The sequence below is a fragment of the Microlunatus phosphovorus NM-1 genome, assembly GCF_000270245.1.
GTDB lineage: Bacteria > Actinomycetota > Actinomycetes > Propionibacteriales > Propionibacteriaceae > Microlunatus > Microlunatus phosphovorus.
The window spans coordinates 4,465,518-4,487,956 of the sequence record NC_015635.1 but is presented as its reverse complement, the minus strand read 5'-3'; the positions used below and the strand labels follow the sequence as shown (position 1 = coordinate 4,487,956).

The following is a 22,439-nucleotide window of genomic DNA, read 5'->3' as shown; positions in this document are numbered from 1 at the left end:
GGACCTTGATGGGAGAAGAAGGTTCGGATCGGTATCGATGGCTGGGACAAGGCGAGGGCTGACCATGCTCACCACATCCGGGCGAGGATGGTCTTGACGATGTCCATCGAGGTGTTCGGGTGGAGGAAAGCCAGCCGAGCAACGGTTTCGCCGTGCCAAGTGGTCGGTGGGGCGAACGCGATCTGATCGGTGAGGAGTGCCGCCGACCAGTCGTGATAGTCAGCGGTGGACCAGCCCAGCCGGCGAAAGAGCACCACGCCGAGATCGGGGTCGCAGACCAGTTCGAGACCAGCCGTGTCTTTGATGATGTCGGCGGTTGCCTCGGCGAGGCACAAGGACGCCTCGATCGCTTCCCGATAGGCGCCCACCCCGTGTACGGCCATGGAGAACCACAGCGGGAGACCGCGCGCCCGCCGCGTCAGATGGTAGGCGTAGTCGGAAGGGTTCCACTCCCCGTTGGCGTGCAGCACCTCCAAGTAGGGCGCCCGCTGCGCGTGGACGGTGCGGGCAGTCGCCGGCGTACGGTATAGCAACGCGCAGGAGTCAAATGGGGCAAACATCCACTTATGCGGGTCGACGATGAAGGAGTCCGCACGTTCGAGACCCCGAAATCGGGGGCGCAGGCTCGGCGCGAAGATCCCCGCGCCGCCGTAAGCGCCGTCGACATGCAGCCAGAAGCCGAACTCTTGTGCCAAGTCGGCGATTCCGGCGAGGTCGTCGATCATCCCGGCGTTTGCGCTGCCGGCCGTCGCCACGACTGCGGCCACGGTGCTGAGATCGGTCTCCTGGGCCAGGGCGCTTGCCAGGGCCTCGGCTGTCAGGCGGTGGTGGGGAGTGTGCACGACCAATGGCTCCATCTCCAGGAGCCTGAGAGTGCTGAGGATGGAGGAATGCGCGGACTGGCCCACGACGACCCGCCAGGTCCTTCGCCGGCCATCGCTGCTGTCGCCGGCTTTCGACTTCGCCACCTCGCGAGCCACCGCCAACGCCGACAGATTGCCGGCCGAGCCACCCGACACGAAGCAGCCGCCGGCGCTGGGTGGCAGCCCTGCCTCGTCAGCGATGATCCGGAGAACCGAATTCTCCGCTGCGATGATGCCGGACGCCTCCGTCCAGGAGATCCCCTGCAGTGATGCGGACGAGGCAAGGGCGTCGAACGCCAGACTGGCCTTCGTCGGTGCGGCCGGGATGAAGCCGAGGAAGCGCGTGCTGTCTGCGGAGAGCACGGTTGGTGCGATGACCGAGGTGTAGAGATCGAGCACCTCATCGGGGTCACGGCCTTGCTCGCGGATCACACCTCCCAGACACGAGTCCAGTTCGGCACGGCTGCGGACCTGGCCGTCCAGTGGGACGTCGTCGGTTCGGAGCCGATAGTCGACATAGCGCAGGACACTGCTGATGACGCGGTCGGTTGTCGGGTCGGCCTGGTGCACCCGCCGATTCCTCTCTGATCCACCCCCGAGGTGGCAAAGGCCAGGCAGGAGTTGCTTGGCCCGAGATCCTTCTACGCTGTGAGTCCGGAGCGCCGGGGCTCGTCGGCCGTCAAGTGCGCAGAGAGTGGGTGAGTCGATAGCCCACCCCACGGACAGTCTCGATGAAACGTGGCGAGTTCACCGGGTCACTCAGCTTGCGCCGAAGATTGGCCAGATGGACCTCGACCGCGCGACGATCGGCGTCGAGAGCGTACTCTCCGGTAGGTCCACCCCGGAGTCTGAGCGCGAGCTCTTTCTTGCTGATCACCCGTCGTCGCCCCTCCACCAACGCCAACAACAGTTCGAACTCGCTTCGGGTGAGATCGATGGGCCGACCGTCCAGCTCACACTGCCACATCTCCGGATGGATGCGTAGCCCGTTGTGATCCAGCCAGCCGTCGCTGGTCTCGTCCAGTCCCGGGCCGGGCGAGCCGCCAGTTGCCAGGGCCACAGGAGCCCGTGTGGCGACACCGGAGGCCGAGGAACTGTAGCTGACCTCAGACGGCTTCTCGTACTGGTGGAAGCGGCGCAGCACCGCCTCGATCCGAGCTCGGAGTTCACGTGGGCGGAACGGCTTGGTCAGATAGTCGTCTGCGCCGGCATCGAGCCCCATCAAGGTGTCGATCTCCTCGTCCCGAGCGGACACCATGATCACGTAGGTGGTGGAGAAGCTGCGGATGCGTCGGACCACCTCGAAACCGTCGATACCGGGCATGCTGACGTCCAGCGTGGTGAGGATCGGGTGGTGCTCGCGGATCGCTTCGATGCCATCGGGTCCGTTCGAGGTGATGATGCAAGTGAATCCTGCCTGCTGCAGGATGGCCGCGAGAAGGTTGCGCACATCGGCGTCGTCGTCGACGATCACCGCGGTGCGCTCCGGGGCCTGCTGCATGGCCTCAACCTTAGTTGTATGGGGTGAAGGCCGTGGTGCGGCCCGGCAGGCGGCCGATGTCGTCACCACGAGGTGCTCAGCGGCCGGCCCTCGTCATAGCCGGTGTTCGACTGCACCCCGACCACAGCAAGCCGGTGGAAGCCTTCCAAGGTGGTGGCGCCGGCATAAGTGCAGCTGCTGCGGATCCCGGCGACGATCGAGTCGATCAGGTCCTCCACACTCGGCCGCTCGGGATCCAGGTACATCCGTGAGGTGGAGATGCCCTCCTCGAAGAGTCCGGCCCGGGCTCGGTCGAACGCTCCGGCATTCTTGGTCCGCATCTTCACTGCCCGAGCCGAAGCCATGCCGAACGACTCCTTGTAGAGACGACCCTGTGCGTCGGTCATCAGGTTGCCGGTGCTCTCGTACGTGCCGGCGAACCAGGAGCCGATCATCACCGAGCCGGCGCCCGCAGCGAGTGCCAGCGCCACGTCGCGGGGATAGCGAACTCCGCCATCGGCCCAGACCGAGCGGCCGAGTTCGCGAGCTGCGGCGGCGCACTCCAAGACGGCGCTGAACTGGGGCCGACCGACCCCGGTCATCATCCTTGTCGTACACATCGCGCCAGGTCCGACCCCGACCTTGACCACGTCGGCACCGGCCTCGACCAGGTCGCGGACACCTTCTGCGGCGACGACGTTGCCCGCGGCCAGCGGGATCGACCGTCCGGTGAGCGCGGTCAGTCGGTCCCGGACCTCACGGACAGACGTCAATGCCTGCAGCATCTTCTCCTGATGGCCATGAGCGGTGTCGACGACCAGCACGTCAACCCCCGCTGCCAACAGCCGCTCGGCCCGGCCGGCCACGTCACCGTTGATACCCACTGCGGCGCCGATGATCAGCTTGCCGTCCGGGTCGACCGCCGGTTTGTACAAAGTCGCTCGCAATGCATGCTTGCGCGTCATCACGCCGAGCAAGTGGTCGTCCTCGATGATCAGCGCCACGGCCAGGTGACTGGTGCTCAGGGCGTCGAAGACCGCTCGTGGCGAGTCGGTCGACGAGACCAGCAGCAGATCGTGGTTCATCACCTCGTGGACCTGTGCGAATCGGTCCACGCCGGCGGCCTCGGCCTCGCTGATCGTGCCGATCGGCTTGCCGTCGTCGACCACGACGACGAGCCCATGAGCCCGTTTCGGGAGCAGTGACATCGCTTCGCCGACCGTGGTGTGCGGGGTGACGCGTACGGGGGTGTCGAAGACCGTGTGCGAGGCCTTGACTCTGGCGACCACGTCGGCAACGACCTCGGTCGGAATGTCCTGGGGAATGATGGCCACGCCGCCGCGGCGAGCGACCGTCTCGGCCATTCTGCGCCCGGAGACTGCGGTCATGTTCGCGACCACCAGCGGGAGCGTGGTGCCGACGCCATCGGTGCTGCGCAGGTCGACATCGAGCCGCGAAGTGACTGCCGAGCGACCCGGCACCATGAAGACATCGGAGTAGGTGAGGTCGTACTCGGGAGCAGTGTTCAGAAAGCGCACGTGCTCGATTGTCACTCAAACGAAGGGTTCTGCCTAACAAGGGCCGGCATTGCGTCGAACTTGCCTCAACAGCGCTCCTATGGCCCGACATGCCCTGTCTGGCCGGGAGTCAGGGCTAGTTGGCCGCAGTCCGGGCCGCATCGATTCACCTAGGCTGACCGTATGACCGATGATCACTCCACCAAAGGCGCGTACGTGACCAGCGGGGCAGAGTTCACCCGCGACACGAACTACATCACCACCCACATCACCCGTGACGGTCGCGACGGCTATCCGGTGGAGCCGGGCCGCTATCGGCTGATTGCGGCCCGGGCCTGCCCCTGGGCGAACCGGACCATCATCGTGCGTCGACTGCTCGGGCTCGAGGACGTCATCTCGATGGGACTGTGCGGGCCGACTCATGACAAACGGTCGTGGACCTTCGACCTCGACCCCGGCGGCGTCGACCCGGTACTGGGCTACGAGCGGCTGCAGCAGGCGTACTTTGCTCGCTTTCCCGACTATCCGCGCGGAATCACGGTGCCTGCCGTCGTCGATATTCCGAGCAAGGCAGTCGTCACCAACGACTATCCCCAGATCACCATCGATTTCTCGCTGGAGTGGAAGGAGTTCCACCGTGAGGGTGCTCCGGAGCTCTATCCCGAGAAGCTGCGGGAGGAGATCGACACCGTCAACAAGCGCGTCTTCACCGAGGTGAACAACGGCGTCTACCGTTGCGGGTTCGCCGGCTCACAGGCCGCGTACAACGCCGCCTACGACCGGTTGTTCACCGCCTTGGACTGGTTGAGCGAGCGGCTGGCAACCCAGCGCTATCTGGTGGGCGACACCATCACCGAGGCCGATGTGCGGCTGTTCACCACGCTGGCTCGCTTCGACCCCGTCTACCACGGGCACTTCAAGTGCAACCGGGAGAAGCTGAGCGAAATGCCGGTGCTGTGGGCCTACGCGCGGGATCTGTTCCAGACACCCGGGTTCGGCGACACCGTCGACTTCACCCAGATCAAGCAGCACTACTACGTGGTGCACACTGACGTGAATCCGACTCAGATCGTGCCCGCTGGGCCGGATCTGACCAACTGGCTGACAGCGCACGGGCGTGAGGAGCTAGGCGGCCGGCCCTTCGGCGAAGGTACGCCGCCTGGTCCGGTCAAGGCAGGCGAAGAGGTGCCGGCCGCCGACTGGGTGCCGCAGAACTGAGTAATAGGCAACCCTGACGTGTGCCTTCGCCCACGGGGCGTGTCCCTGGGCGTCAGCGGTCGACGATCGTGCCGTCCGTGCTGTCGGCCTGACCGCGTACGCCGCCTTGGTCACCCGCGCCGGCGCCGGCCGAGGGGGTCTCGGTGGTCGTGGCTGGCGGCACCGTCGTCGCGCTGGGCGTGCTGCTCGGCGCAGCCGACTGACTCGGCTCGGCGGATGGCGCTGAGCTGGTCTCGGTCGATGCCTCGGTGCTCGCGCTGTCGCTGGGCTGCGTCGACGGCGCATCCGACGGCTTGCTCGAGCCGCTGGAGCGTCCTTCGCTCACCTGCGTGATCGTGGTGCCCTGACCACCGGAGATCGCATGGCCGGTGAGGACCTCGAATCCGGTGATGGCCGCGAACGTGAGCACGAACACAGCGGCCGTGCTCATCAGGATCGCCTTCCACGGCCAGCGACGCCCGGGTTGGCCCGGCTCAGTTGCATCGGCAGCGGCCGCTGGCTGTACGGCAGGGTCTGCTGCCAGTGACCGCTGCAGCGTACGTGTGTCGCCGACAGTGACCTGGTTGGAGGTGTGCTGGTCCGCGATTCGGTCCGGCTCCACCGAGACCGGAATGATCTCGGTCTCCGCGTCACCCGCCTTGGCGACGATGACTTCGGAGATCTTCTCCTTGGTGTGCCGCAGCGAAGTGGTGTAGAGCGTGCCGGCCACCCCGGCCACGACGCTGCCCACTGCTGCGCCGAGCACCGTGCCGGCGACGCCGAGACGCGCGCCGACGACCGCTGAGGTCATCGCAGCCAGCGCGCCGCCGGCGAGCTGGGTCGGCGACAGATCGATCCGCTTCGGCTTGGGTTCCGGCTCCTGCGCGGGCGGTCGTCCGTGGTTGCTGCGGTAGTAGGTCTTGTCTTCGGTGGTCAAGTCGCGGGCGCGGTATTCAGTCTTGGTGTCAGTCATGGCGAAGCAGATAATTCCCTGGTGTTTCGGTGCGGCGCAGAACCAGGCCCGGACAGGGCATGGCGGACGCCTCTGTCCGTCCAAGTCAACGCGGGGGAGGGGCTCATCGTTACCAACGCGCGCCGGGGGTGATCAAACGCACACGGTGCTGGCTGCACCTTCCCGGGACGCCATCGGGGTGCGTGTCCGACTTCGCTGGCACGCAGGGCGAAAGCACGAACGCCCCGCCCTGACGGGCGAGGCGTTCGGCATGGCTGCGGTGGAGGTGGACGGTCAGTCCGCGGCGCGCCGCGCTCCTGAGCTGGCACCCAGCGCCTTGGCGTCGTGGCCGCCGTGCCCGTCGCCGTCCGCACCGTCGTGATCCCCGCCATCGTGATGATGCGCAGCCTCTTCCAGCTCGGCCCGGGTGGGCTTGCGCAAGGCATCCAGGAACCAGAACCGGGTCGCCTTGCGACGACGCTGCTCGGCCTTGTACTCCTTATCGGAGAGGTCGCCCTGCTCCGTGAGCGGCGCCAGCGGCTTCGGCTCGACGTGCTGGGTGAGAGCGTACGCCTCCTCCTGGCTGATCGGGACATGCGCCTCGGAGTAGGAGCCCGAGGGATCGCGAACGATGATGGCGCTCTCCGAGCCATGCAGCAGCCGCTCCTCGTCGGCGCGCTGCAGAGCGATGCAGATCCGTTTGGTGATGATGAACGCGATCACCGGTCCGACGAACACCGCGACCCGGAGGAAATAGGTCACCGAGTTCAGCGAGACGTGGAACTGGGTGGCGACCAGGTCGTTGCCGCCGCCGATCCAGAACAACCCGTAGCAGGTCATCGCGGCGACGCCGAACGCGGTCCGGGTCGGGGCATTGCGCGGCCGGTCCAGGACGTGGTGCTCGGACTTGTCCCCGGTGACCCAGGCCTCGATGAACGGGTAGGCCGCCATCAGGCCGAACATCAGACCCATCAGCCCGAGACCCGGAATCGCCACGTTCCACGACCAGGTGGTGCTGCCGATGTGCGACTCCCAGTTCGGCATGATCCGGATGGCGCCTTCGACGAAGCCCATGTACCAGTCGGGCTGGGAACCTGCCGTGACCTCCGCCGGGTTGTACGGCCCGTACGTCCAGAGCGGGTTGATCTGCATCAGGCCACCCATCAAGGTGACGACGCCGAACACGATGAAGAAGAAGCCGCCAGCCTTGGCCATGTAGACCGGGAAGACCGGGTAACCGACGACGTTGCCGTCGTTACGGCCCGCCCCCGGATACTGCGTGTGCTTGTGGTAGACGACGAGCGCCAGGTGAGCACCGATCAAGCCGAGCAGCAACGCCGGAATGAGCAAGATATGGGCCATGTAGAGCCGGGCCACGATCAGGTCGCCGGGGAACTCGCCACCGAAGACGAACATCTCCGCCCAGGTGCCGATCACCGGGATCGAGCGGATCAGGCCGTCGACGAAGCGCAAGCCGGTGCCCGACAGCAGGTCGTCCGGCAGCGAGTAGCCGGCGAAGCCCTCGACCAGGCCGATGCTCAACAGCCCGACGCCGATCAGCCAGTTGACCTCACGCGGCTTGCGGAACGCGCCGGTGAAGAAGATGCGCAGGCTGTGCGCCAACATGGCGGCGATGAAGAGCATGGCCGCCCAGTGGTGCATCTGGCGGATCAGCAGGCCACCGCGGATGTCGAACGAGATGGCCAGCGAGGATTCGAACGCCTGGGACATCTGCAGGCCGCGAAGCAGCTGATAGGTGCCCTCGTACTCGACCTCGGCCATCGACGGCTTGAACCACAAGGTCAAGAAGACGCCGGTGAGCAGCAGGATGATGAACGAATAGAGCGCAACCTCACCCAGCAGGAACGACCAGTGGTCGGGGAACACCTTGCGGATGAAGGGCCGGCTGAGCTTGGCAACACCGATCCGCTCGTCGGTCCACTTAGCGGGACCGGCCGCGGCTTTGAAGACCGGACCGAGTTGCTTGGCCGGCGTCTCGGCCGGGACCGAGGCGCTGCCGGAGACAGTGGGTGCTGGCTTGGCCATCAGTTGTCACCCCGCTTGAAGTCGTTTCTGGAATCCCGCTCGAAGTAGCTGGGACCCGTTGGCACATCGAATCCGTCTCTGGCGACCAGATAACCCTCGGCGTCGACCGTGATCGGCAACTGAGGAAGCGCGCGAGCCGCCGGCCCGAAGACCACCAGACCGGAGTCGCCCAGATCGAAGGTCGACTGGTGGCAGGGGCAGAGCAGATGATGGGTCTGCTGCTCCCACAAGCTGATCGGGCAACCGACGTGGGTGCAGATCTTGGAGTAGCAGAGGATGCCCCCGACATGCCAGTCCTTGCGGGACTCGGGGATCTTGATCGTGTTCGGGTTCATCCGGACGACGATGATCGATGCCTTCGCCTTCTCCTGGAGGAACTCGGTGCCGTGGAAGTCCTGCAGGTTCTCCGGCTGGGCGTTGATCAGCTGACCGATCTGGACCTGCTCCGCCTTGATCGGGGTGTACGTGACGTCGTTGACCAGGCGGATGCCCTCCTTCCAGATCGTTGTCTCCAGCGTCCGCTCCAAGAACTTGCGCGTCGGCCAGGGACCGAGATCGGCGAGCAGCACGACACCGGGCAAGGCCACCAGACCCAGCGCGCCGAGGAGGCTGGCACCGAGCACCTTGCGGCGGGTGATGCCGGACTCGTCGATGCCCTTCTCGAGCTCGGTGATGACGTACTCGCGGTCCTCATTGCTGGACGCCGCGCCGTGCCGGTGGTCGACCATCTCGTGATCGTCCATGAGTTGCCGCGCCCACTGGATCGCACCGGTGCCGATCAGCAGCAGCGCCAGTCCGAGCGTGAGACCGAAGATGACGTGCTGGGCCGGCGTGTGCAGCGGGCCGAAGTCGACAACCACGTCTTTCGGAACCGCGAAATAGCAGACCACGAAGATCAGGGCCAGGATCGGCACCAGGCCGAACATGGTGGCGACCTGGCGGGTCGCGCGATTGGCGGCCGCCTCGTCGATATCGGTGAGGCGAGGAAGATGCTCGGGCTCGCCGGGATCCGGCACCGGGAACCGCTCGCTGTCCACGGTCGCGAGCTCGTGGTCGGTTGCGCCGTGACGCTGGAGGTCGCTCATCGCGCCCTGACTCCCTTCGCTGCGATCCAGATCGCGAACAGCACCAGCACACCAAGGCCGGCGAGCCAGGCCCACAGGCCCTCGGACACCGGGCCGAGCCCGCCGAGTGCCAGACCGCCGCGGCTGGGCTGCTCATGCAGTTCGTTGAGGTAGCCGATGATGGCTCGCTTGTCGTCGACGGTCAGCACACCGTTGGAGAAGACCGGCATCTGCTGCGGGCCGGTCAGCATGGCCTCGAACAGGTGCAGGTTGCTGACCCCGAACAGGGACGGGGCGTACTTGCCGTTCGGCAGTGCGCCGCCGGCGCCTTCGAAGTTGTGGCAGGCCGAGCAGTTGGTGCGGAACAGTTCGCCACCACGAGCGATCTCTTCCTCGCTGAGACCCGCCGGGTCGTAGTCCGCAGGCTCGGGGATGGCCGGGCCGGGGCCGAGGCTGGCGACGTACGCGGCGAGGGCGAGCGTCTCCTCCTCGGTGAACTCGCTTGCCTTCACCTCGGCCTGCGGGCCGGGGCGGGCCATCGGCATCCGGCCGGTGGCGACCTGGAACTCCACGGCGGCGGCACCGACGCCGATCAGTGGGGGACCTTGGATCGTGCCTTCGGTCTGTCCTTCGCCGTTCAGCCCGTGGCAGGAGGCGCAGGAGACCGCGAACAGTGCGCGCCCCTCCTCGACCTGCTGGCTGGTGCTGGTGTCAGCAGCGGACTTGGAGCTCGGGGCGAGCGCGGAGTAGAGAGCGCCCATGACAAGCAGGGCGAACACCAAGACCAGCGCTTTGGCTGCCGGATGCCGTCGTCTTGCGGTCAGGAATCGCACGTGGGGGTCCCTCTCGGTTGTGCGGTACTTGGTGGATATTCACTTGGCGGAGCTTGAGCTTGCGATGGGACTCGCCCAAGGGTCTTTCAGTCGAGCATGAGGGCAGGCTATCGGTCGGGTAATTCAGCGGAGCAGGTAGATGACGCCGAACAGGGCGATCCAGACGACGTCGACGAAGTGCCAGTAGTAGGAGACCACGACGGCGCTGACCGCCTGCTCGTGGGTGAAGGTGCGGGCCAGGTAGGTGCGGCCCAGCAGCAGCACGAAGGCGATCAGGCCGCCGGTCACGTGCAGACCGTGGAAGCCCGTCGCCAGGAAGAACGCCGACCAATAGACGTCGGTGGAGATGGTGGCACCCTCGGAGAACAGCGCCGCGTACTCGTACACCTGGCCGCCGATGAAGAAGGCGCCCATCAAGAAGGTCAGGATGTACCACTCCCGCAGCCCCCAGCCCTTGATGTTGGCCAGCGAACCGGCCCGCTTGACCTGGCCACGCTCGGCAGCGAAGACACCCATCTGGCAGGTGAATGAGCTGGCCACCAGCACCGTGGTGTTGATGATCGCGAACGGGATGTTGAGCATCTCGGTCGAGGTGTGCCACAAGGTCTCGGTGCCTGCGGCGGCAGCCTGTCCATTGGTGATGTTGCGGATCGTGAAGTACGCCGCGAACAAGGCCGCGAAGAACATCAACTCCGACGCAAGCCAGACAATGGTGCCGACGGCAACCATGTCGGGGCGCCCTGCGTGCCCGCGCAGCCGAGACTGGGGAATGCGGTGCAGCGCGCCGTGGGGCTGGATCATCGAGCCGCTGACCTCGTGTGTATGGAGAGCCACGGGGTCATTATGTCGGTATGACACCCGGAGGTCACCCCAGGGCTCGCAATTGTGGGCTGAAAGCCTAGATCTTCGGAGGCAGCAGCGTGTGTTCGAGCGGGTTTGGGCCCCAGCCGAAGGACCCGGGCAGCGGCGGCGCGGGGTTGCCAGCGCCGTTCGGCTACGATCCCTGCCAAGACCGGAATTGGACGGCGGACGGTGGACGCCGGAGGCGAAGGACGCGACGCGATGACCGATGGGGCCCAGCAGACCAAGCACGGTGAGCAGACGCCGAGCGGCGAGCAAGGTCGGGCGGCAGACGAGTCTCAACTGACGATCCTGCTCTATTCCTCCGACCGGACGGTCCGGGAGAACATCCGCTTCACCTTGGGACGCAAGCTCGCCGACGATCTGCCACCGATCCGGGTGTTGGAGGTGGCGACACAGCCAGCGGTGCTGACGGCGATGGATGCCGGCGGCATCGATCTGGCGCTGCTGGACGGGGAGGCCGTGCCGGGGGGCATCGGGATGTGCCGTCAACTCAAGGACGAGATCTTCCCCTGCCCGCCAATCATGGTGCTCACCGGACGCCGCGACGACGCCTGGCTGGCCACCTGGTCCCGGGCCGACGGTGTGGTGCCGCACCCGGTCGATCCGATCCGGCTGCCCGAGGCAGTGGCGACCATGCTGCGGCGTGCCCGCGCGGTCGTGCCTGCGAGCCCGGCCTGATGCCGGCGTCGAGCACCGGGCACGGCGGGCGTACCTGGCCGCAGGTGCTCGGTCCGCTGGTCGCCGGGCAGGATCTGTCGCGGGAGGCGACCGCTTGGGCGATAGAGCAGCTGCTCAGTGGTGAGGCCACCCAACCGCAGCAGGTGGCTTTCGCAGTCGCGTTGCGCTGCAAGGGCGAGACGGTCGAGGAGATCGCCGGTCTGGCCGACACGATGCTCGACTTCGCGACCCCGATCGAGGTGCCGGGTCCGGCGGTCGACATCGTGGGCTCAGGTGCGGATCGGTCGAACTCGGTCAACATCTCCACCATGGCGGCAATTGTCGCCGCGGCGGCGGGTGCCCGAGTGGTCAAGCACGGCAATCGGGCGGCTTCGTCCATGTGCGGCGCGGCCGACGTCCTCGAGGCGCTCGGGGTCAAGCTCGACCTGGCGCCGGAGCGACAGGCCGGGGTGGTGGACGAGGCCGGGATCGGCTTCTTGTTCGCACCGATCTATCACCCGGCGCTCCGGCATGCCGTCTGGCGCCGGGAGCTCGGCATCCCGACCACGTTCAACATCCTCGGGCCGCTGACCAATCCGGCCCAGCCGATCGCCCAGGCAGTCGGGGTCGCCGACGAGCGGATGGCCCCGCTGATGGCCGGCGTCTTCGCCGCCCGCGGCCAGCGCGGCCTGGTGGTGCATGGCGGCGACGGTCTGGACGAGCTGACCACCACCACGACGTCCCGATTGTGGGTCTACCGCGACGGGGTGGTGCGCGAGCGGGAGTTGGATCCGCTCGAGCTGGGCATCCCGCGGGCGGAGGTGGACGACCTGGTCGGTGGCGACCCAGCCTTCAATGCCGGTGTGGTCAACGACCTGTTGGACGGCAAGCCAGGACCGGTACGCGACGTGGTGCTGCTCAATGCTGCCGCGGCGCTGGTCGCCTTCGACGGCCCGGTGGCCGACGAGTTCGAGACACAACTGGCGGGCGCCCTGGATCGGGCCCGAGAGGCGATCGACAGCGGGGCTGGTCGAACCAAGCTCCAGCTGTGGGTCGACGCCACTCGGGCCTGAGCCTGACCCCGGGCTGGTCAGTTGATCCGCAGGCTGGCGAGCGACTGTGCCGCAAGCTCGCGGATCTCCTCACTCGCGTCGTTCGGGATGGAACTGAAGGCCGCGATGACCGAGCCGTCGTCGAGCCGGACGACTTGGGCGGTCACCTCGTCGTAGTGATTGGGCAGCCCGGCGATCTTGTAGTGGATCTGAGCCGTCACCCGCATCCCGCCGTGTCCGTCCACTGCGTGGTCGAAGGCTTTGAGGTGGCGGATGCGGGTGGGTCCCGTGCCGTACATCTTCTCCGCGAGCCGACGTACCGTGTCCACGGAGTCCGCGTCGAGATCGAAGTCCGCCGTGAGCCGCTCATGGACCGAGGCAAGGCAGACCACCGCGCCCCAGCTCGGCTCCTGGGAGGAAGTGCGAGAGTGCGTGGTTGCCTCGGCGACGAAGGCGGTGTCGAGGATCCCCGGCACCGAATGTGCGCCGGCCACCTTGTACGGCGCACCGGGTAGGTCCATCGTGACCGGACCGATGCTGGCTCGCCGAGCCCGCTCATCGAGCTGGCCGCCGATGGGCGCGGTGACCTCGACCGGCTGGTGTCCACCGCTGGCTTCGGGTCCGGTCCACAGCAGCACCAGGGCGCCGGCCGCGGTCGTCACGACCAGCGCCACGATCACGGTCCAGGACACGACCTGGATCATCCGTGACCGCGGGCGGCGGGGGGCCGTGATGTCGGCGATGTCCGGGGCCGGCGCGTAGCCGTGATCCGCGACGTGGTCGGTCCAGCCGCTGCCGTCCCACCAGCGAAAACCGCCGCGTTCGGCGTCCTCGGCAGGGTCGGGATACCAACCCGGTCGCGGCGTCGTGGTCACGACGTCGAGAGTAGTCGGAGTGCGAGCGGCCGGGATCGCCCGCCGGTGTGCTGAGGAGGAGTGGGGAGAGGCGTTCTTCCTCTCCGCGCGACGACGAAGTAGCCGGGCTGGAAGGGCGGTCCCAGCGAGCACGACCATTCAACGGAGTGCGAGCGGCCGGGATCGCCCGCCGGTGTGCTGAGGAGGAGTGGGGAGAGGCGTTCTTCCTCTCCGCGTGACGACGAAGTAGCCGGGCTGGAAGGGCGGTCCCAGCGAGCACGACCATTCAACGGAGTGCGAGCGGCTGGGATCGCCCGCCGGTGTGCTGAGGAGGAGTGGGGAGAGGCGTTCTTCGTCTCCGCGTGACGACGAAGTAGCCGGGCTCGAAGAGCGGCGACCGTTGAACTCGTAAGCTCGCAACGTGATCTCCCGCGAGCTGGCCCGAGAGCTGCAGCCGTACCTGCGCTGGCAACCGCGCAACGGTGATGAGTTCTTCATCCCGCAACCGGAGATCGCTGACTCAATCTTTCTGGTCAGCGACATGGTGGTGGAGCTGGTGACTCGCGACAACGACACCCGATTCCACTTCAACGGCACGGTGGAGTGGGCGCTGGACTCGGTGCAGGTCGGTCAGGTGATCTGGCTGCCCAGGGAGGATCAGCTGCGCACCCTGCTGGGCGACCACTTCTTGTCCCTCGATGCCGGGCCGGACGGATTCGTGGTGGCCGTCAGCGGACCAGGGCATGCCATGCACACGCCCCCGGAGCCTGAGGCGGCCGATGCCTACGCCCGAGCGCTGCTCCATGTGGTCGGCCACGGCGACTCTCAGGCGAGCAACCAGCGGGCCAGCAAGGCAAGGTAGCCACCGGCCAGGATGGACGGCGCGTATGCGAAGGCGCTCCGCTTGCCTGCGGCCAACCGGACGAGCCCGACCACGGCGCCGACCAGGCTGCCGAGCACGAGTGCCCAGGCCAGCAGCGACCACGACACCGATGCCGTGGCTGCGCCCACCAGCGGGGCATAACGGACGTCGCCGAAGCCGAATCCTCCTCGGGTCAGCAGCCAGACCAGGCCGAACAGGGCTCCGGCGAGCACAAACCCACCCAGCCCGCGGAGAGCGTCGCCCCAGCTCCCGAGCACGCCGTCGATGATGAGCGCCAGCGCCGTGGCAAGCCACGCCACGCGAGTCAAGGGCAGTGGCAGCCAGGTCGTCCTGGCGTCGATGGCGGCAAGCAGCATGCCCAATGTGCTCAGGGTCAGCCAGACCGGCAGCCCGGAGGACGGCAGCAGGAGGCCGGCCACGATGCTGCCGAGTGCTGTGAGCCCGCCGACGACCAGAGAGAACCGCGGCGTGGCCAGCGACGCGTAGGGGATCTTCGACTCGCCGGACTCGCCGGACTCGCCGGACTCGCCGGACTCGACCGGGACGACGCCAGGTTCGTCCAGGTCGGGCTCGGTGAGCTGGTCGTGCTCGCTCGGGTCGGCAGACGGCGCCGGTGGCTCGGGTAGCGCGCGCAGCATGCGTGGCGTCAGCAGGGCCATCAGGATCCCGAGGCCGAGGGCGACGCCGATCGTGGCCATCATCGAACGTGGCCCGTCACGCGACCGCCGGGCAGCCGGGACCGGCTTCCTGCTGGGCGATCCACCGCTGGTACCCGACGGCGATCTTCAATGCGCAAAGCTGGGAGCAGGTGGCCGACCCACGGCCCACGATCCGCGCCACCTCGTCGATCCCGAGACCGGTCTGGTCTGCCAGCTGATCGACCGACCAGCCGGCGCCGACCATGGTCCGTAGTCGTTCGCGGCTGAGCCGGACGGGCACCGGGCGAAACCGGACTGCTCGAGCCTCCAGCGTGGTGATCCGCAACAACCGTCGTCCGGTATCGCGGCAGATGCGATGGACTCGACGACCCTCGCGGCCGTGGGCCAGATGCTGGACCGAGCGCTCGCGTACACCCGCCAACTGGGCGATCACCGGCACTGTCAGACCCGTGGCGAGCAGTTGGGCGACATGGGCTCGAAACGGTGTCGCGTCGACCCACACCGCCTCCCGCTCGGGGTCGTAGGAATACAGAACCGGCTGCAGCGCCGCTGACATGGATCCTCCTCATGAAGCCTCTATGAAGAGAAGGCCTCGTCGAGGAGGTTGTTGTGAGCGCTGCAGCCGATGTTTTTCTGCTCAGGTGTGGGCGATTTCCGGTCGGTGTTTCCCGACGGGCAGGAGCCGTCTCCCGGGACTACTTGTTGTTGTCGTTCTCACCCTCGGTGTTGTCGCCTTCGCCCTCGGTGTCTTCCGAGCCCTCGGTGTCTCCCGAGGCAGAGACATCGCCCCCGTCGGCTTCGGCGTCTTCGCTGGGCAGCTCGCCGCCGGTGCCGTCGCTCGACTCGTCCGACGCTTCCTCGGACGCCGACTCCTCGGGCACCTCATCGGACGCGGCGACCTCAGCTGTCTGGCCTGCCTCCGCGGAGACGGCGTCTTCATCGGCGTCGGCATCGGCCTCGTCAGCAGTCGGGGCCGATGGGCTGACCTCTGTGGTGGGGTCGGCCGCAGCGGACTCGCTGGCCGGTGACGTCGCCGGAGCCGAGGTGGGGGCATAGGGCGCGGTCGGCCGGGCCGCCTGCCAACTGGCGTCCGAGCTGCCCAGCAGCTTGCGGGCGACGATTGCGGCGATGCCGCCGACTGCCACCACGACGGCGATCCGGCGCAGCCACCGTCCCTTGGACCGGGTCGGCTCGACCTCCTCCGCGGCAGTAGACACGAGGGCCTTGCTCTTCTCGGCGGCAGCGGTCACCACCGGAGCGGCGGCTGCTGCGGCGAGCGCCTCCGCGAGCTTCGGCAGCACATCGACATGCATCTTCGTCTTCGCGGACTCGACTGCGGGTGGCACTCGATCCAACGCGTCCTCGAGAACCGGGCCGAACCTCTCGACCGCATCGTGCGCGACCTGGGCGCCTCGCTGCTTGGCGGTCTTCGCGTACGGACCGACGACCTCCGCGGCATGATGGGCATACGGGCCGACCTTGTCGGTGACGACTCCCGCGGCGTGCTGTGCGTATGGGCCGACCCGCTCGCTGACCACCTCAGCGGCGTGATGTGCATATGGTGTGACGGTCTCGACCGCCTGGTGGGCGTAGGGGCCGACCGCGTCGGCTGCCTGGTGGGCGAGGGGGCCCACCTTGTCCGCTGCCTGGCCGATCTTCTCGGCCGCGAGGTGTGCGAAATCTTGCGCCGCCGGCACCACGTGCTCGTTCACCACCTCGGCTGGCGTGCTCTTCTTCCCCATTGCATTCCTCCATCGTCGGGTGCTGCAGTCCGCCCGGTCCGATCCTGGGCTGTCGGATTGGCCCAACCTACCGCTCGGCTCGAACAGTCGGCTCGACGGTGGCCCCGCGCCCACATGTCAGTCCGCGCCGGCAGCCCTGTCGCGGGTTCGCATGATGTTGTCCCGACGCTCGGCATTGCCTTCCGGGCGGCGAAAGCCACATGTGTCGGAGAACGTCAGGCTGTCACCGGATCTCGTACCAGTGCAGAAGGGCTCGTGTGCCCCCGGCGGGTTGGGCACTCATGACAGGATGTCTGCGATCTCCGTGACCGACGGAGCCTTGACGGAAAGGTACGACCCCGGTGCCCACGACGGCGACACTGCACACCAACCACGGTGACATCACCGTGAACCTGCTTCCCGACCATGCTCCCAAGACGGTGGCGAACTTCGTTGGCCTGGCCTCGGGCACCAAGGAATACCGCGATCCGGTGACCGGCGCGCCGACCACGGGAAAGTTCTACGACGGGCTGACCTTTCACCGGGTCATCGACGGCTTCATGATCCAGGGCGGCTGTCCGCTGGGCACCGGCACTGGTGGCCCCGGCTACGCATTCGCCGACGAGATCCACCCCGAGCTCGTGTTCAACAAGCCTTATCTGCTGGCCATGGCCAATGCCGGTCCGGGCACCAACGGCTCGCAGTTCTTCATCACCGTCGGCCCGACGCCCCACCTCAACCGGCGCCACACCATCTTCGGCGAGGTCGCCGACCAGGCCAGCCGCGACGTCGTCGACCAGATTGCCCGGGTGCGTACCGGTCGGCTGGACCGTCCCGCCGAGCCCGTCGTGATCGAGTCAGTGGACATCAGCGAGTGACGTGACCGAGCCCGGGCCGAGCTACACCGCACCCGACTTCACCGGCTGCTACCGCCACCCCGATCGGCTGACCGGGATCACCTGCCGGCGTTGTCGGCGACCGATCTGTGGGGAGTGCATGACCGAGGCGTCGGTCGGGTTCCAGTGCCCGAAGTGCGTCGGGCTCGGCCGGGCCAGCGTCCGGCAGCCGAAGTCCGGATTCGGGGCAGCGCTTCGTCGCGGTGGATCACCGGCCACCAAGGTGATCATGGGCACGCTGGCTGCGGTGTGGGTGCTCGACCTGGTGACTCGCGGGCTGGTCACCGGGCTGCTGGCGATGAGCAACGGGTACGTACAGACCGGACAGCTCTGGCGGCTGGTGACCTCGTCGCTGACCTCGGGTCAGCTGTTCGGCGTGCTGATGAATCTGCTGGTCCTGTGGCTGGCTGGTCGTGCACTGGAAGCAGAGCTGGGTAGTTGGCGGTTCGCGGTGCTCTATCTGGCGTCCGGCTTTGGCGGTGCGACGCTGTTTTTCCTGGTGGCACCCCTCACTGCCTGGTCGATCGGTGCAACCTCGGCGATCATCGGCCTGCTGGCCGCCAACATGATCGGCAAGGCCAAGAGCGGCGAGGACATCCGGCCCGACATCGGGCTGCTGGTCCTGCTAGTGCTCTATTCGGTCCTGGTGGGCTTCGCCAGCTTCGGCTGGGTCACCATGATCGGCGGGATCATCGTCGGCGGCCTGTCCGGCGCGATCCTGGCGTACGCGCCGCGGCAGAACCGGCTCACCATCCAACTGGTCGGCATGCTCGCGCTGGTGGCAGTCTGCCTGGGCCTGGTGGTGGCCAAGCTCGCGTTCTGACGCCGCTGTGGATGGAAGTCCGCGGGTGGCGGAGTAGCGCTGCTGGCTGGTGCCTTGACGAGTGCCGAGTCGCACTCTCAGGTGCGACCGACCGAGGGCACCGGCACGGGCTCGTACGACGGGGGCGCGGCGACCACCATCAGCATGATCGCCGAGCCGACAAACGCCAGGGTCAGGACAGCGAGGACGACCAGTAGAGCCTTGGGCTGGCCGCGTACCCAATGCCGGATGCTCACCATGGGCAGACTGGCCGCGGCGCTAGCCACCGAGTGAGAAGGCCGCTTCGAGGTCGTGGCTCGAATACGCCCGGAAGGCGATGTGGGTCTCGGTGGCCTGGACACCGACGACCTTGTTCAGCCGATCGGCGACCACCTCCGCGACCTGCTCGTGGCTCGACACCCGGACCAGGACGATCAAGTCGATCGTGCCGGTGACCGAGTAGACCTCGCTCACGCCCGGCAGCGCCGCGATCTCCTCGGCGATCTCGGGGATCCGGGCCACATCGGCCTTGACGAAGACGATCGCTGTCACCATGACGCCATCCTAGTGATCGTCGGTTCGGCTGGATCCTCCGCCCACCGAGCACGAAGTGCGACCAGCAACGCGATCACGAGTCAGCTCATCGACCAGTCCGGCATGGTCCAGGGTGGTGTGCAGCGGCCAGCTCCAGTCGCCCTCCAGTTCCATCAGCCGAGAGCCGGGCTGCTCCAGCCAGGCTGCGATCCGTTCGGTCTCCTCGATACCGGCCGCCGGCAGCGGACCGACCGGCGCCAGCACGGTCTCGGCGGTGGCGCGAACCGCCCGGGCGACAGCTTGAGGCACGTCGTTGGGTCGAGCGCGCCCGGCGGCGGCCAGTCGGCCGAATCTGATGACGTGGATCTCCCAGTCGTCCCCGTTGCGTCGCGCGGCGACGATCTCCGGGCATGCGGCGAGACTGCGAACCCGATGGAAGCGGATCCCGGTACGCAGCAAGGCATCCAATCGACTGCGCACCGTGGCAGCCTCCTCGTAGCGCTGCTCACTGGTGAGGCGCTGCAACCGGCTACGCAGCCCGCGGACCGCAGGGCGGACATCACTGGCCAGCGTGGTGCGCACCTGCTCGACCAGGTCGGCGTAGCCGTCGAGAGAGATCGCGCCCGTGCAGGGGGCGAGGCACCGGCTCATCTCGGCCAGCGCGCAGGCGGGGGACGGATGGCGTGGGCTGAGCCGCTGGGTGCACTGGCGGATCGGGAAACCGTCGTAGATCGCCAGCACCACCTCCTCCGCGGCTTGGCGTCGGCGAAAGGGACCGAAGTAGGTCGCCCCGTCGTCGCGTACCTCGCGCACGATGCTCAACCGGGGATAGGCCTCGGTGGTGATCTTGATCCACTGGGTGCGCTCGGGGAATTTGGACCGCCGGTTGTAGCGCGGCGCATGACTGGCGATCAGCCGGAGCTCGACCACCTCGGCGTGCAGCGGGGTGGCGCAGGGCACCGCCTCGACGCCGGTGGCGACCCGCAGCATCTCCTCCATCCGCGGACGCTTCTCGGCGGCGGTGAAGTAGGTCCGGACCCGCTTGCGGAGGTTGCGTGACGTGCCGACGTACAGCACCTCACGACTGTCGTCGTGCTCGGCGACGAACAGGTAGACGCCGGGCACTTCTGGCAGGGCATGCGCCCAGGTGCGCTTCGCCCGGCGTTGCGGAGAGACCCGCCGGGTGAACTCGCGAAGGTCCTCGATCGTGTGCACGCCGAGGTTGCCGACGCGCTCGATCAGACCGTGCAACACATCGACGGTGGCCTCGGCATCGGTCAGCGCGCGGTGGTTGGGAGCGGTGACGGACCGGAAATGCCGGGCCAGCGTCGCGAGCCGGCAGTTGGGCACTTCGTCGCGCAGCAGGATCGCCCGCGCCAGACTGGCGGTGTCCAGCACCGGCCATTTCGGGTACGGATAGCCGAGCGACTCGCAGGCGCGTCGCAGGAAGCCGGTGTCGAAGGGTGCGTTGTGCGCCACCAGCACGGTGTTCTCGGCGAAGGCGAGGAAGGCCGGCAGCACCTGCCGCAGCGGCGGGGCGTCGGCGACCATGGAGTTGGTGATCCCGGTCAGCACCGCGATCAGTGGCGGGATGCTCCCCTTCGGGTTGACCAGCGTCTGGAACCGTCCCTGCACCTCGCCACCGCGCACCTTGACCGCGCCGATCTCGGTGATCGCATCACTCTCCGCCCCACCGGTGGTCTCCAGGTCGACGACACAGAACGTCACCTCCGACAGATGCGTGCCGAGGTCCTCAAAGGAGTCCTGCAGGCTCTCGCGGCCGCGCGTCGATGTCATGCCCGGAAACCTAGCCACCGCCTCTGACAGTGTTGGTCGTCGCTCGCTCGTTCGGCTACGCATTCCACACGCAGCAGCGAGAACTCGCTGCTGCTTCTCCTGTGCGTGTGTGGCCCAGGGGCCAAAGACGTACGCGGTTCGTGCGGGACCCGCGGTCGTATGTGGCCCGCGGGCGCAGGACGTGACAGAGTCCCGTGCCGATCCGAACGGGCGAGCGAGACAGCACTGTCAGACCCCTGCTTCACAGTGATCGTGCCGGTTCCGACGGGGCCGGGCAGGACGAGCGGAGGTTGGAATGGATACGGTGCATGTGGACTGCGACGACTGCGTGGCGCGAGGTCCCGCATGCGCGGACTGCGTTGTGACAGTGCTGCTTGGCTCACCCCGGCACGGCGTCGATCTGGACGCGGACGAACAGCAGGCCTTGGCCGAGCTGGCGCGGGCCGGTCTGGTGCCGCCGCTTCGGTTGCTGCCCCGGGCCAGACGGGTACGGTCGGTGCAGAGCCCGCTGGATTGGAGCGAGTCCGGCTGACACGCCAACGCAGTGGCTTACATCACAAATTGGTTGTGAGAAGCTGCGAATTTCGCAGAACAATTTGGCAGTGACCATTCCGTGACCTAACCTGATTCGGTGACCTCACGCTGTACTGAGGCCGTCCGACTCGGGGACCGCCTGCGCAGGCTTGCGCGAAACGGGACCCTCGGTCTGTCTGCTCTTGCCCTCGCCGGTGCCCTCATGGCTGCTCCGCAGCTGGCCTCCGCGGACCCTCCGCTGACGGTCGAGGAGGCCAAGGTGCAGGTCGCCGAGCTGGAGACCGAAGCAGCGGCGATCGACCAGGAGTACGTGGGAGTCAAGGAGAGCCTGGCGCAGAGCAAGGCTCAGCTGAAGCAGAAGAAGGCCGACCTCGCGGCGCAGACCAAGAAGGTCGAGCGCCTGCGGGTCCAGGCAGGTCAGGCCGCGCTGGCTCAGTACCAGAACCGGCACCTCGACACGGCGGCCAAGCTGCTGCTCAGCGACGACACCGAAGACTTCCTCAGCCAGGTCTCGACGCTCGAGAAGGTCAGCGAGAACCAGAACTCCGCGCTCCAGGACTATCAGTCCGAGCAGGCCAAGCTCGCCGAGTTGGAGCGGTCCACCGAGACTGAGACCGCTCAGCTGACCAAGGAACAAGCCGAGCTCAGCAAGCTCCGGAAGTCCTCGGACAGCAAGATCGCCGAGTCCAAGACGGTTCTCGACCGGCTGACCGAGGAGGAGCGCCAGCGGATCGCGGCCGAGGAGAGCCAAGCTCAGGCGGCTGCGCAGGCCACCGCCGAGGGCGGGTCCCCCGTCTCGTCGACCACTGTTCCCGCCGGCTCCAGCAAGGGAGCGACCGCGCTGGCCTTCGCCAAGTCGCAGCTCGGCAAGCCCTATCGGTACGCCTCCGCCGGTCCCGATGCGTACGACTGCTCCGGCCTCACGTCGGCGGCATGGGCCAAGGCTGGCGTCTCGCTGCCGCGTACCTCGCAGTCCCAGATCGGTGCGGGTCGTTCGGTCTCGAAGTCCGAGCTGCAGCCAGGTGATCTCGTCTTCTACTACAGCGGCATCAGCCATGTCGGCTTGTATGCGGGCAACGGCCAGATCATCCACGCCCCGCGGCCGGGCAAGTCGGTGGAGTACGCCGCGCTCGACTCGATGCCGTTTGCCGGCGCTCGTCGCCCGGGCTGATCGTCACCCTCGCTCGAACCAGCCACCAGGCGTGGCTTGGATCATCCGGTAGCTCATGCCGGC

At 67.3% G+C, this 22,439-nt stretch carries 23 protein-coding genes; 8 read left to right on the top strand and 15 right to left on the bottom strand.

Annotated elements, in window-relative coordinates:
- Positions 1–68: 68 nt before the first annotated feature.
- From MLP_RS20275 to MLP_RS20265, 3 genes are all read right to left on the bottom strand, one after another.
- Positions 69–1,433 (bottom strand): pyridoxal phosphate-dependent decarboxylase family protein, encoded by a 1,365-nt coding sequence (locus MLP_RS20275; protein ID WP_013865044.1) that lies wholly within the window; start codon positions 1,431–1,433, stop codon positions 69–71.
- A 109-nt stretch (positions 1,434–1,542) separates the two neighbouring features.
- Complete coding sequence (locus MLP_RS20270) at positions 1,543–2,430, bottom strand: response regulator transcription factor (RefSeq protein WP_231851358.1); 888 nt, start codon at positions 2,428–2,430, stop codon at positions 1,543–1,545.
- The gene (locus MLP_RS20265) at positions 2,427–3,881 is read right to left on the bottom strand and encodes a GuaB1 family IMP dehydrogenase-related protein (RefSeq protein WP_041790367.1); all 1,455 of its coding nucleotides are present in this window, start codon (positions 3,879–3,881) and stop codon (positions 2,427–2,429) included. The genes MLP_RS20270 and MLP_RS20265 overlap by 4 nt, the downstream gene beginning before the upstream one ends.
- Positions 3,882–4,043: 162 nt before the next feature.
- Between MLP_RS20265 and MLP_RS20260 the strand changes: the two genes are divergently transcribed.
- A complete protein-coding gene (locus MLP_RS20260; protein WP_013865041.1) occupies positions 4,044–5,078 on the top strand; it encodes a glutathione S-transferase family protein in 1,035 nt (344 codons plus the stop codon).
- 52 nt (positions 5,079–5,130) lie between these two features.
- Here the strand turns inward: MLP_RS20260 and MLP_RS20255 are convergent, their stop codons facing one another.
- The 5 genes from MLP_RS20255 to ctaE all read right to left on the bottom strand — a co-directional run bounded on the left by MLP_RS20255 (position 5,131) and on the right by ctaE (position 10,786).
- A complete protein-coding gene (locus tag MLP_RS20255) occupies positions 5,131–6,030 on the bottom strand; it encodes a hypothetical protein (protein WP_013865040.1) in 900 nt (299 codons plus the stop codon).
- A 273-nt stretch (positions 6,031–6,303) separates the two neighbouring features.
- Complete coding sequence (qcrB, locus tag MLP_RS20250; RefSeq protein ID WP_013865039.1) at positions 6,304–8,055, bottom strand: cytochrome bc1 complex cytochrome b subunit; 1,752 nt, start codon at positions 8,053–8,055, stop codon at positions 6,304–6,306.
- A complete protein-coding gene (gene qcrA, locus MLP_RS20245; protein WP_013865038.1) occupies positions 8,055–9,140 on the bottom strand; it encodes a cytochrome bc1 complex Rieske iron-sulfur subunit in 1,086 nt (361 codons plus the stop codon). The genes qcrB and qcrA overlap by 1 nt, the downstream gene beginning before the upstream one ends.
- A complete protein-coding gene (qcrC, locus tag MLP_RS20240) occupies positions 9,137–9,952 on the bottom strand; it encodes a cytochrome bc1 complex diheme cytochrome c subunit (protein WP_013865037.1) in 816 nt (271 codons plus the stop codon). Before qcrC ends, qcrA begins: the two co-directional genes overlap by 4 nt.
- Before the next feature lie 123 nt (positions 9,953–10,075).
- Positions 10,076–10,786: an aa3-type cytochrome oxidase subunit III gene (gene ctaE, locus MLP_RS20235; protein WP_013865036.1), complete on the bottom strand. Its 711-nt coding sequence runs from the start codon at positions 10,784–10,786 to the stop codon at positions 10,076–10,078.
- Between the two features lie 228 nt (positions 10,787–11,014).
- Here ctaE and MLP_RS20230 point away from each other — a divergent pair, with 228 nt between their 5' ends.
- Both MLP_RS20230 and trpD read left to right on the top strand, forming a co-directional pair.
- Positions 11,015–11,494 carry a response regulator transcription factor gene (locus tag MLP_RS20230; protein WP_231851357.1) on the top strand — a complete coding sequence of 160 codons (480 nt, stop codon included), beginning with the start codon at positions 11,015–11,017 and terminating at the stop codon, positions 11,492–11,494.
- Positions 11,494–12,546, top strand: a complete 1,053-nt coding sequence (trpD, locus tag MLP_RS20225; RefSeq protein WP_013865034.1) for an anthranilate phosphoribosyltransferase — start codon at positions 11,494–11,496, stop codon at positions 12,544–12,546. Before MLP_RS20230 ends, trpD begins: the two co-directional genes overlap by 1 nt.
- Before the next feature lie 17 nt (positions 12,547–12,563).
- On the opposite strand, the gene MLP_RS20220 is transcribed toward trpD, so the two are convergent.
- Positions 12,564–13,400: a DUF2510 domain-containing protein gene (locus MLP_RS20220; protein WP_013865033.1), complete on the bottom strand. Its 837-nt coding sequence runs from the start codon at positions 13,398–13,400 to the stop codon at positions 12,564–12,566.
- Positions 13,401–13,800: 400 nt separating this feature from the next.
- On the opposite strand from MLP_RS20220, the gene MLP_RS20215 reads away from it, so the two are divergent.
- Positions 13,801–14,241 (top strand): hypothetical protein, encoded by a 441-nt coding sequence (locus MLP_RS20215; protein ID WP_013865032.1) that lies wholly within the window; start codon positions 13,801–13,803, stop codon positions 14,239–14,241.
- On the opposite strand, the gene MLP_RS26695 is transcribed toward MLP_RS20215, so the two are convergent.
- The 3 genes from MLP_RS26695 to MLP_RS20200 all read right to left on the bottom strand — a co-directional run bounded on the left by MLP_RS26695 (position 14,205) and on the right by MLP_RS20200 (position 16,663).
- Positions 14,205–14,960 (bottom strand): A24 family peptidase, encoded by a 756-nt coding sequence (locus tag MLP_RS26695; RefSeq protein WP_049804609.1) that lies wholly within the window; start codon positions 14,958–14,960, stop codon positions 14,205–14,207. The genes MLP_RS20215 and MLP_RS26695 overlap by 37 nt on opposite strands.
- Positions 14,961–14,976: 16 nt before the next feature.
- Complete coding sequence (locus tag MLP_RS26690; RefSeq protein ID WP_013865030.1) at positions 14,977–15,477, bottom strand: hypothetical protein; 501 nt, start codon at positions 15,475–15,477, stop codon at positions 14,977–14,979.
- A 139-nt stretch (positions 15,478–15,616) separates the two neighbouring features.
- Positions 15,617–16,663: a DUF5324 family protein gene (locus MLP_RS20200; protein ID WP_013865029.1), complete on the bottom strand. Its 1,047-nt coding sequence runs from the start codon at positions 16,661–16,663 to the stop codon at positions 15,617–15,619.
- Positions 16,664–17,004: 341 nt separating this feature from the next.
- Here MLP_RS20200 and MLP_RS20195 point away from each other — a divergent pair, with 341 nt between their 5' ends.
- Both MLP_RS20195 and MLP_RS20190 read left to right on the top strand, forming a co-directional pair.
- A complete protein-coding gene (locus MLP_RS20195) occupies positions 17,005–17,520 on the top strand; it encodes a peptidylprolyl isomerase (RefSeq protein WP_013865028.1) in 516 nt (171 codons plus the stop codon).
- A gap of 1 nt (position 17,521) precedes the next feature.
- Complete coding sequence (locus MLP_RS20190; RefSeq protein ID WP_013865027.1) at positions 17,522–18,361, top strand: rhomboid family intramembrane serine protease; 840 nt, start codon at positions 17,522–17,524, stop codon at positions 18,359–18,361.
- A 77-nt stretch (positions 18,362–18,438) separates the two neighbouring features.
- Here MLP_RS20190 and MLP_RS20185 read toward each other — a convergent pair whose 3' ends face one another.
- The 3 genes from MLP_RS20185 to MLP_RS20175 are packed head-to-tail and all read right to left on the bottom strand — an operon-like array spanning position 18,439 to position 20,671.
- Entirely contained in the window at positions 18,439–18,627 is a 189-nt protein-coding gene (locus MLP_RS20185; RefSeq protein ID WP_013865026.1) for a hypothetical protein, read from the bottom strand.
- Positions 18,620–18,895 (bottom strand): Lrp/AsnC family transcriptional regulator, encoded by a 276-nt coding sequence (locus MLP_RS20180; protein WP_013865025.1) that lies wholly within the window; start codon positions 18,893–18,895, stop codon positions 18,620–18,622. Before MLP_RS20180 ends, MLP_RS20185 begins: the two co-directional genes overlap by 8 nt.
- A 9-nt stretch (positions 18,896–18,904) precedes the next feature.
- A complete protein-coding gene (locus MLP_RS20175) occupies positions 18,905–20,671 on the bottom strand; it encodes a DEDD exonuclease domain-containing protein (protein ID WP_013865024.1) in 1,767 nt (588 codons plus the stop codon).
- Positions 20,672–21,032: 361 nt separating this feature from the next.
- On the opposite strand from MLP_RS20175, the gene MLP_RS20170 reads away from it, so the two are divergent.
- Both MLP_RS20170 and MLP_RS20165 read left to right on the top strand, forming a co-directional pair.
- Positions 21,033–21,203 (top strand): hypothetical protein, encoded by a 171-nt coding sequence (locus tag MLP_RS20170; protein ID WP_231851356.1) that lies wholly within the window; start codon positions 21,033–21,035, stop codon positions 21,201–21,203.
- Between the two features lie 204 nt (positions 21,204–21,407).
- On the top strand, positions 21,408–22,376 hold the full coding sequence (locus MLP_RS20165; RefSeq protein ID WP_049804608.1) for a C40 family peptidase: 969 nt from the start codon (positions 21,408–21,410) through the stop codon (positions 22,374–22,376).
- Positions 22,377–22,439 lie beyond the last annotated feature (63 nt).

Bases quoted from the DNA above. Each gene is read 5' to 3' on its own strand.
- MLP_RS20260 (WP_013865041.1), top strand. From the start codon at position 4,044: ATGACCGATGATCACTCCACCAAAGGCGCGTACGTGACCAGCGGGGCA.
- MLP_RS20255 (WP_013865040.1), bottom strand. From the start codon at position 6,030: ATGACTGACACCAAGACTGAATACCGCGCCCGCGACTTGACCACCGAA.
- qcrB (WP_013865039.1), bottom strand. From the start codon at position 8,055: ATGGCCAAGCCAGCACCCACTGTCTCCGGCAGCGCCTCGGTCCCGGCC.
- qcrA (WP_013865038.1), bottom strand. From the start codon at position 9,140: ATGAGCGACCTCCAGCGTCACGGCGCAACCGACCACGAGCTCGCGACC.
- MLP_RS20230 (WP_231851357.1), top strand. From the start codon at position 11,015: ATGACCGATGGGGCCCAGCAGACCAAGCACGGTGAGCAGACGCCGAGC.
- trpD (WP_013865034.1), top strand. From the start codon at position 11,494: ATGCCGGCGTCGAGCACCGGGCACGGCGGGCGTACCTGGCCGCAGGTG.
- MLP_RS26695 (WP_049804609.1), bottom strand. From the start codon at position 14,960: ATGGCCACGATCGGCGTCGCCCTCGGCCTCGGGATCCTGATGGCCCTG.
- MLP_RS26690 (WP_013865030.1), bottom strand. From the start codon at position 15,477: ATGTCAGCGGCGCTGCAGCCGGTTCTGTATTCCTACGACCCCGAGCGG.
- MLP_RS20200 (WP_013865029.1), bottom strand. From the start codon at position 16,663: ATGGGGAAGAAGAGCACGCCAGCCGAGGTGGTGAACGAGCACGTGGTG.
- MLP_RS20180 (WP_013865025.1), bottom strand. From the start codon at position 18,895: ATGGTGACAGCGATCGTCTTCGTCAAGGCCGATGTGGCCCGGATCCCC.
- MLP_RS20175 (WP_013865024.1), bottom strand. From the start codon at position 20,671: ATGACATCGACGCGCGGCCGCGAGAGCCTGCAGGACTCCTTTGAGGAC.
- MLP_RS20165 (WP_049804608.1), top strand. From the start codon at position 21,408: ATGGCTGCTCCGCAGCTGGCCTCCGCGGACCCTCCGCTGACGGTCGAG.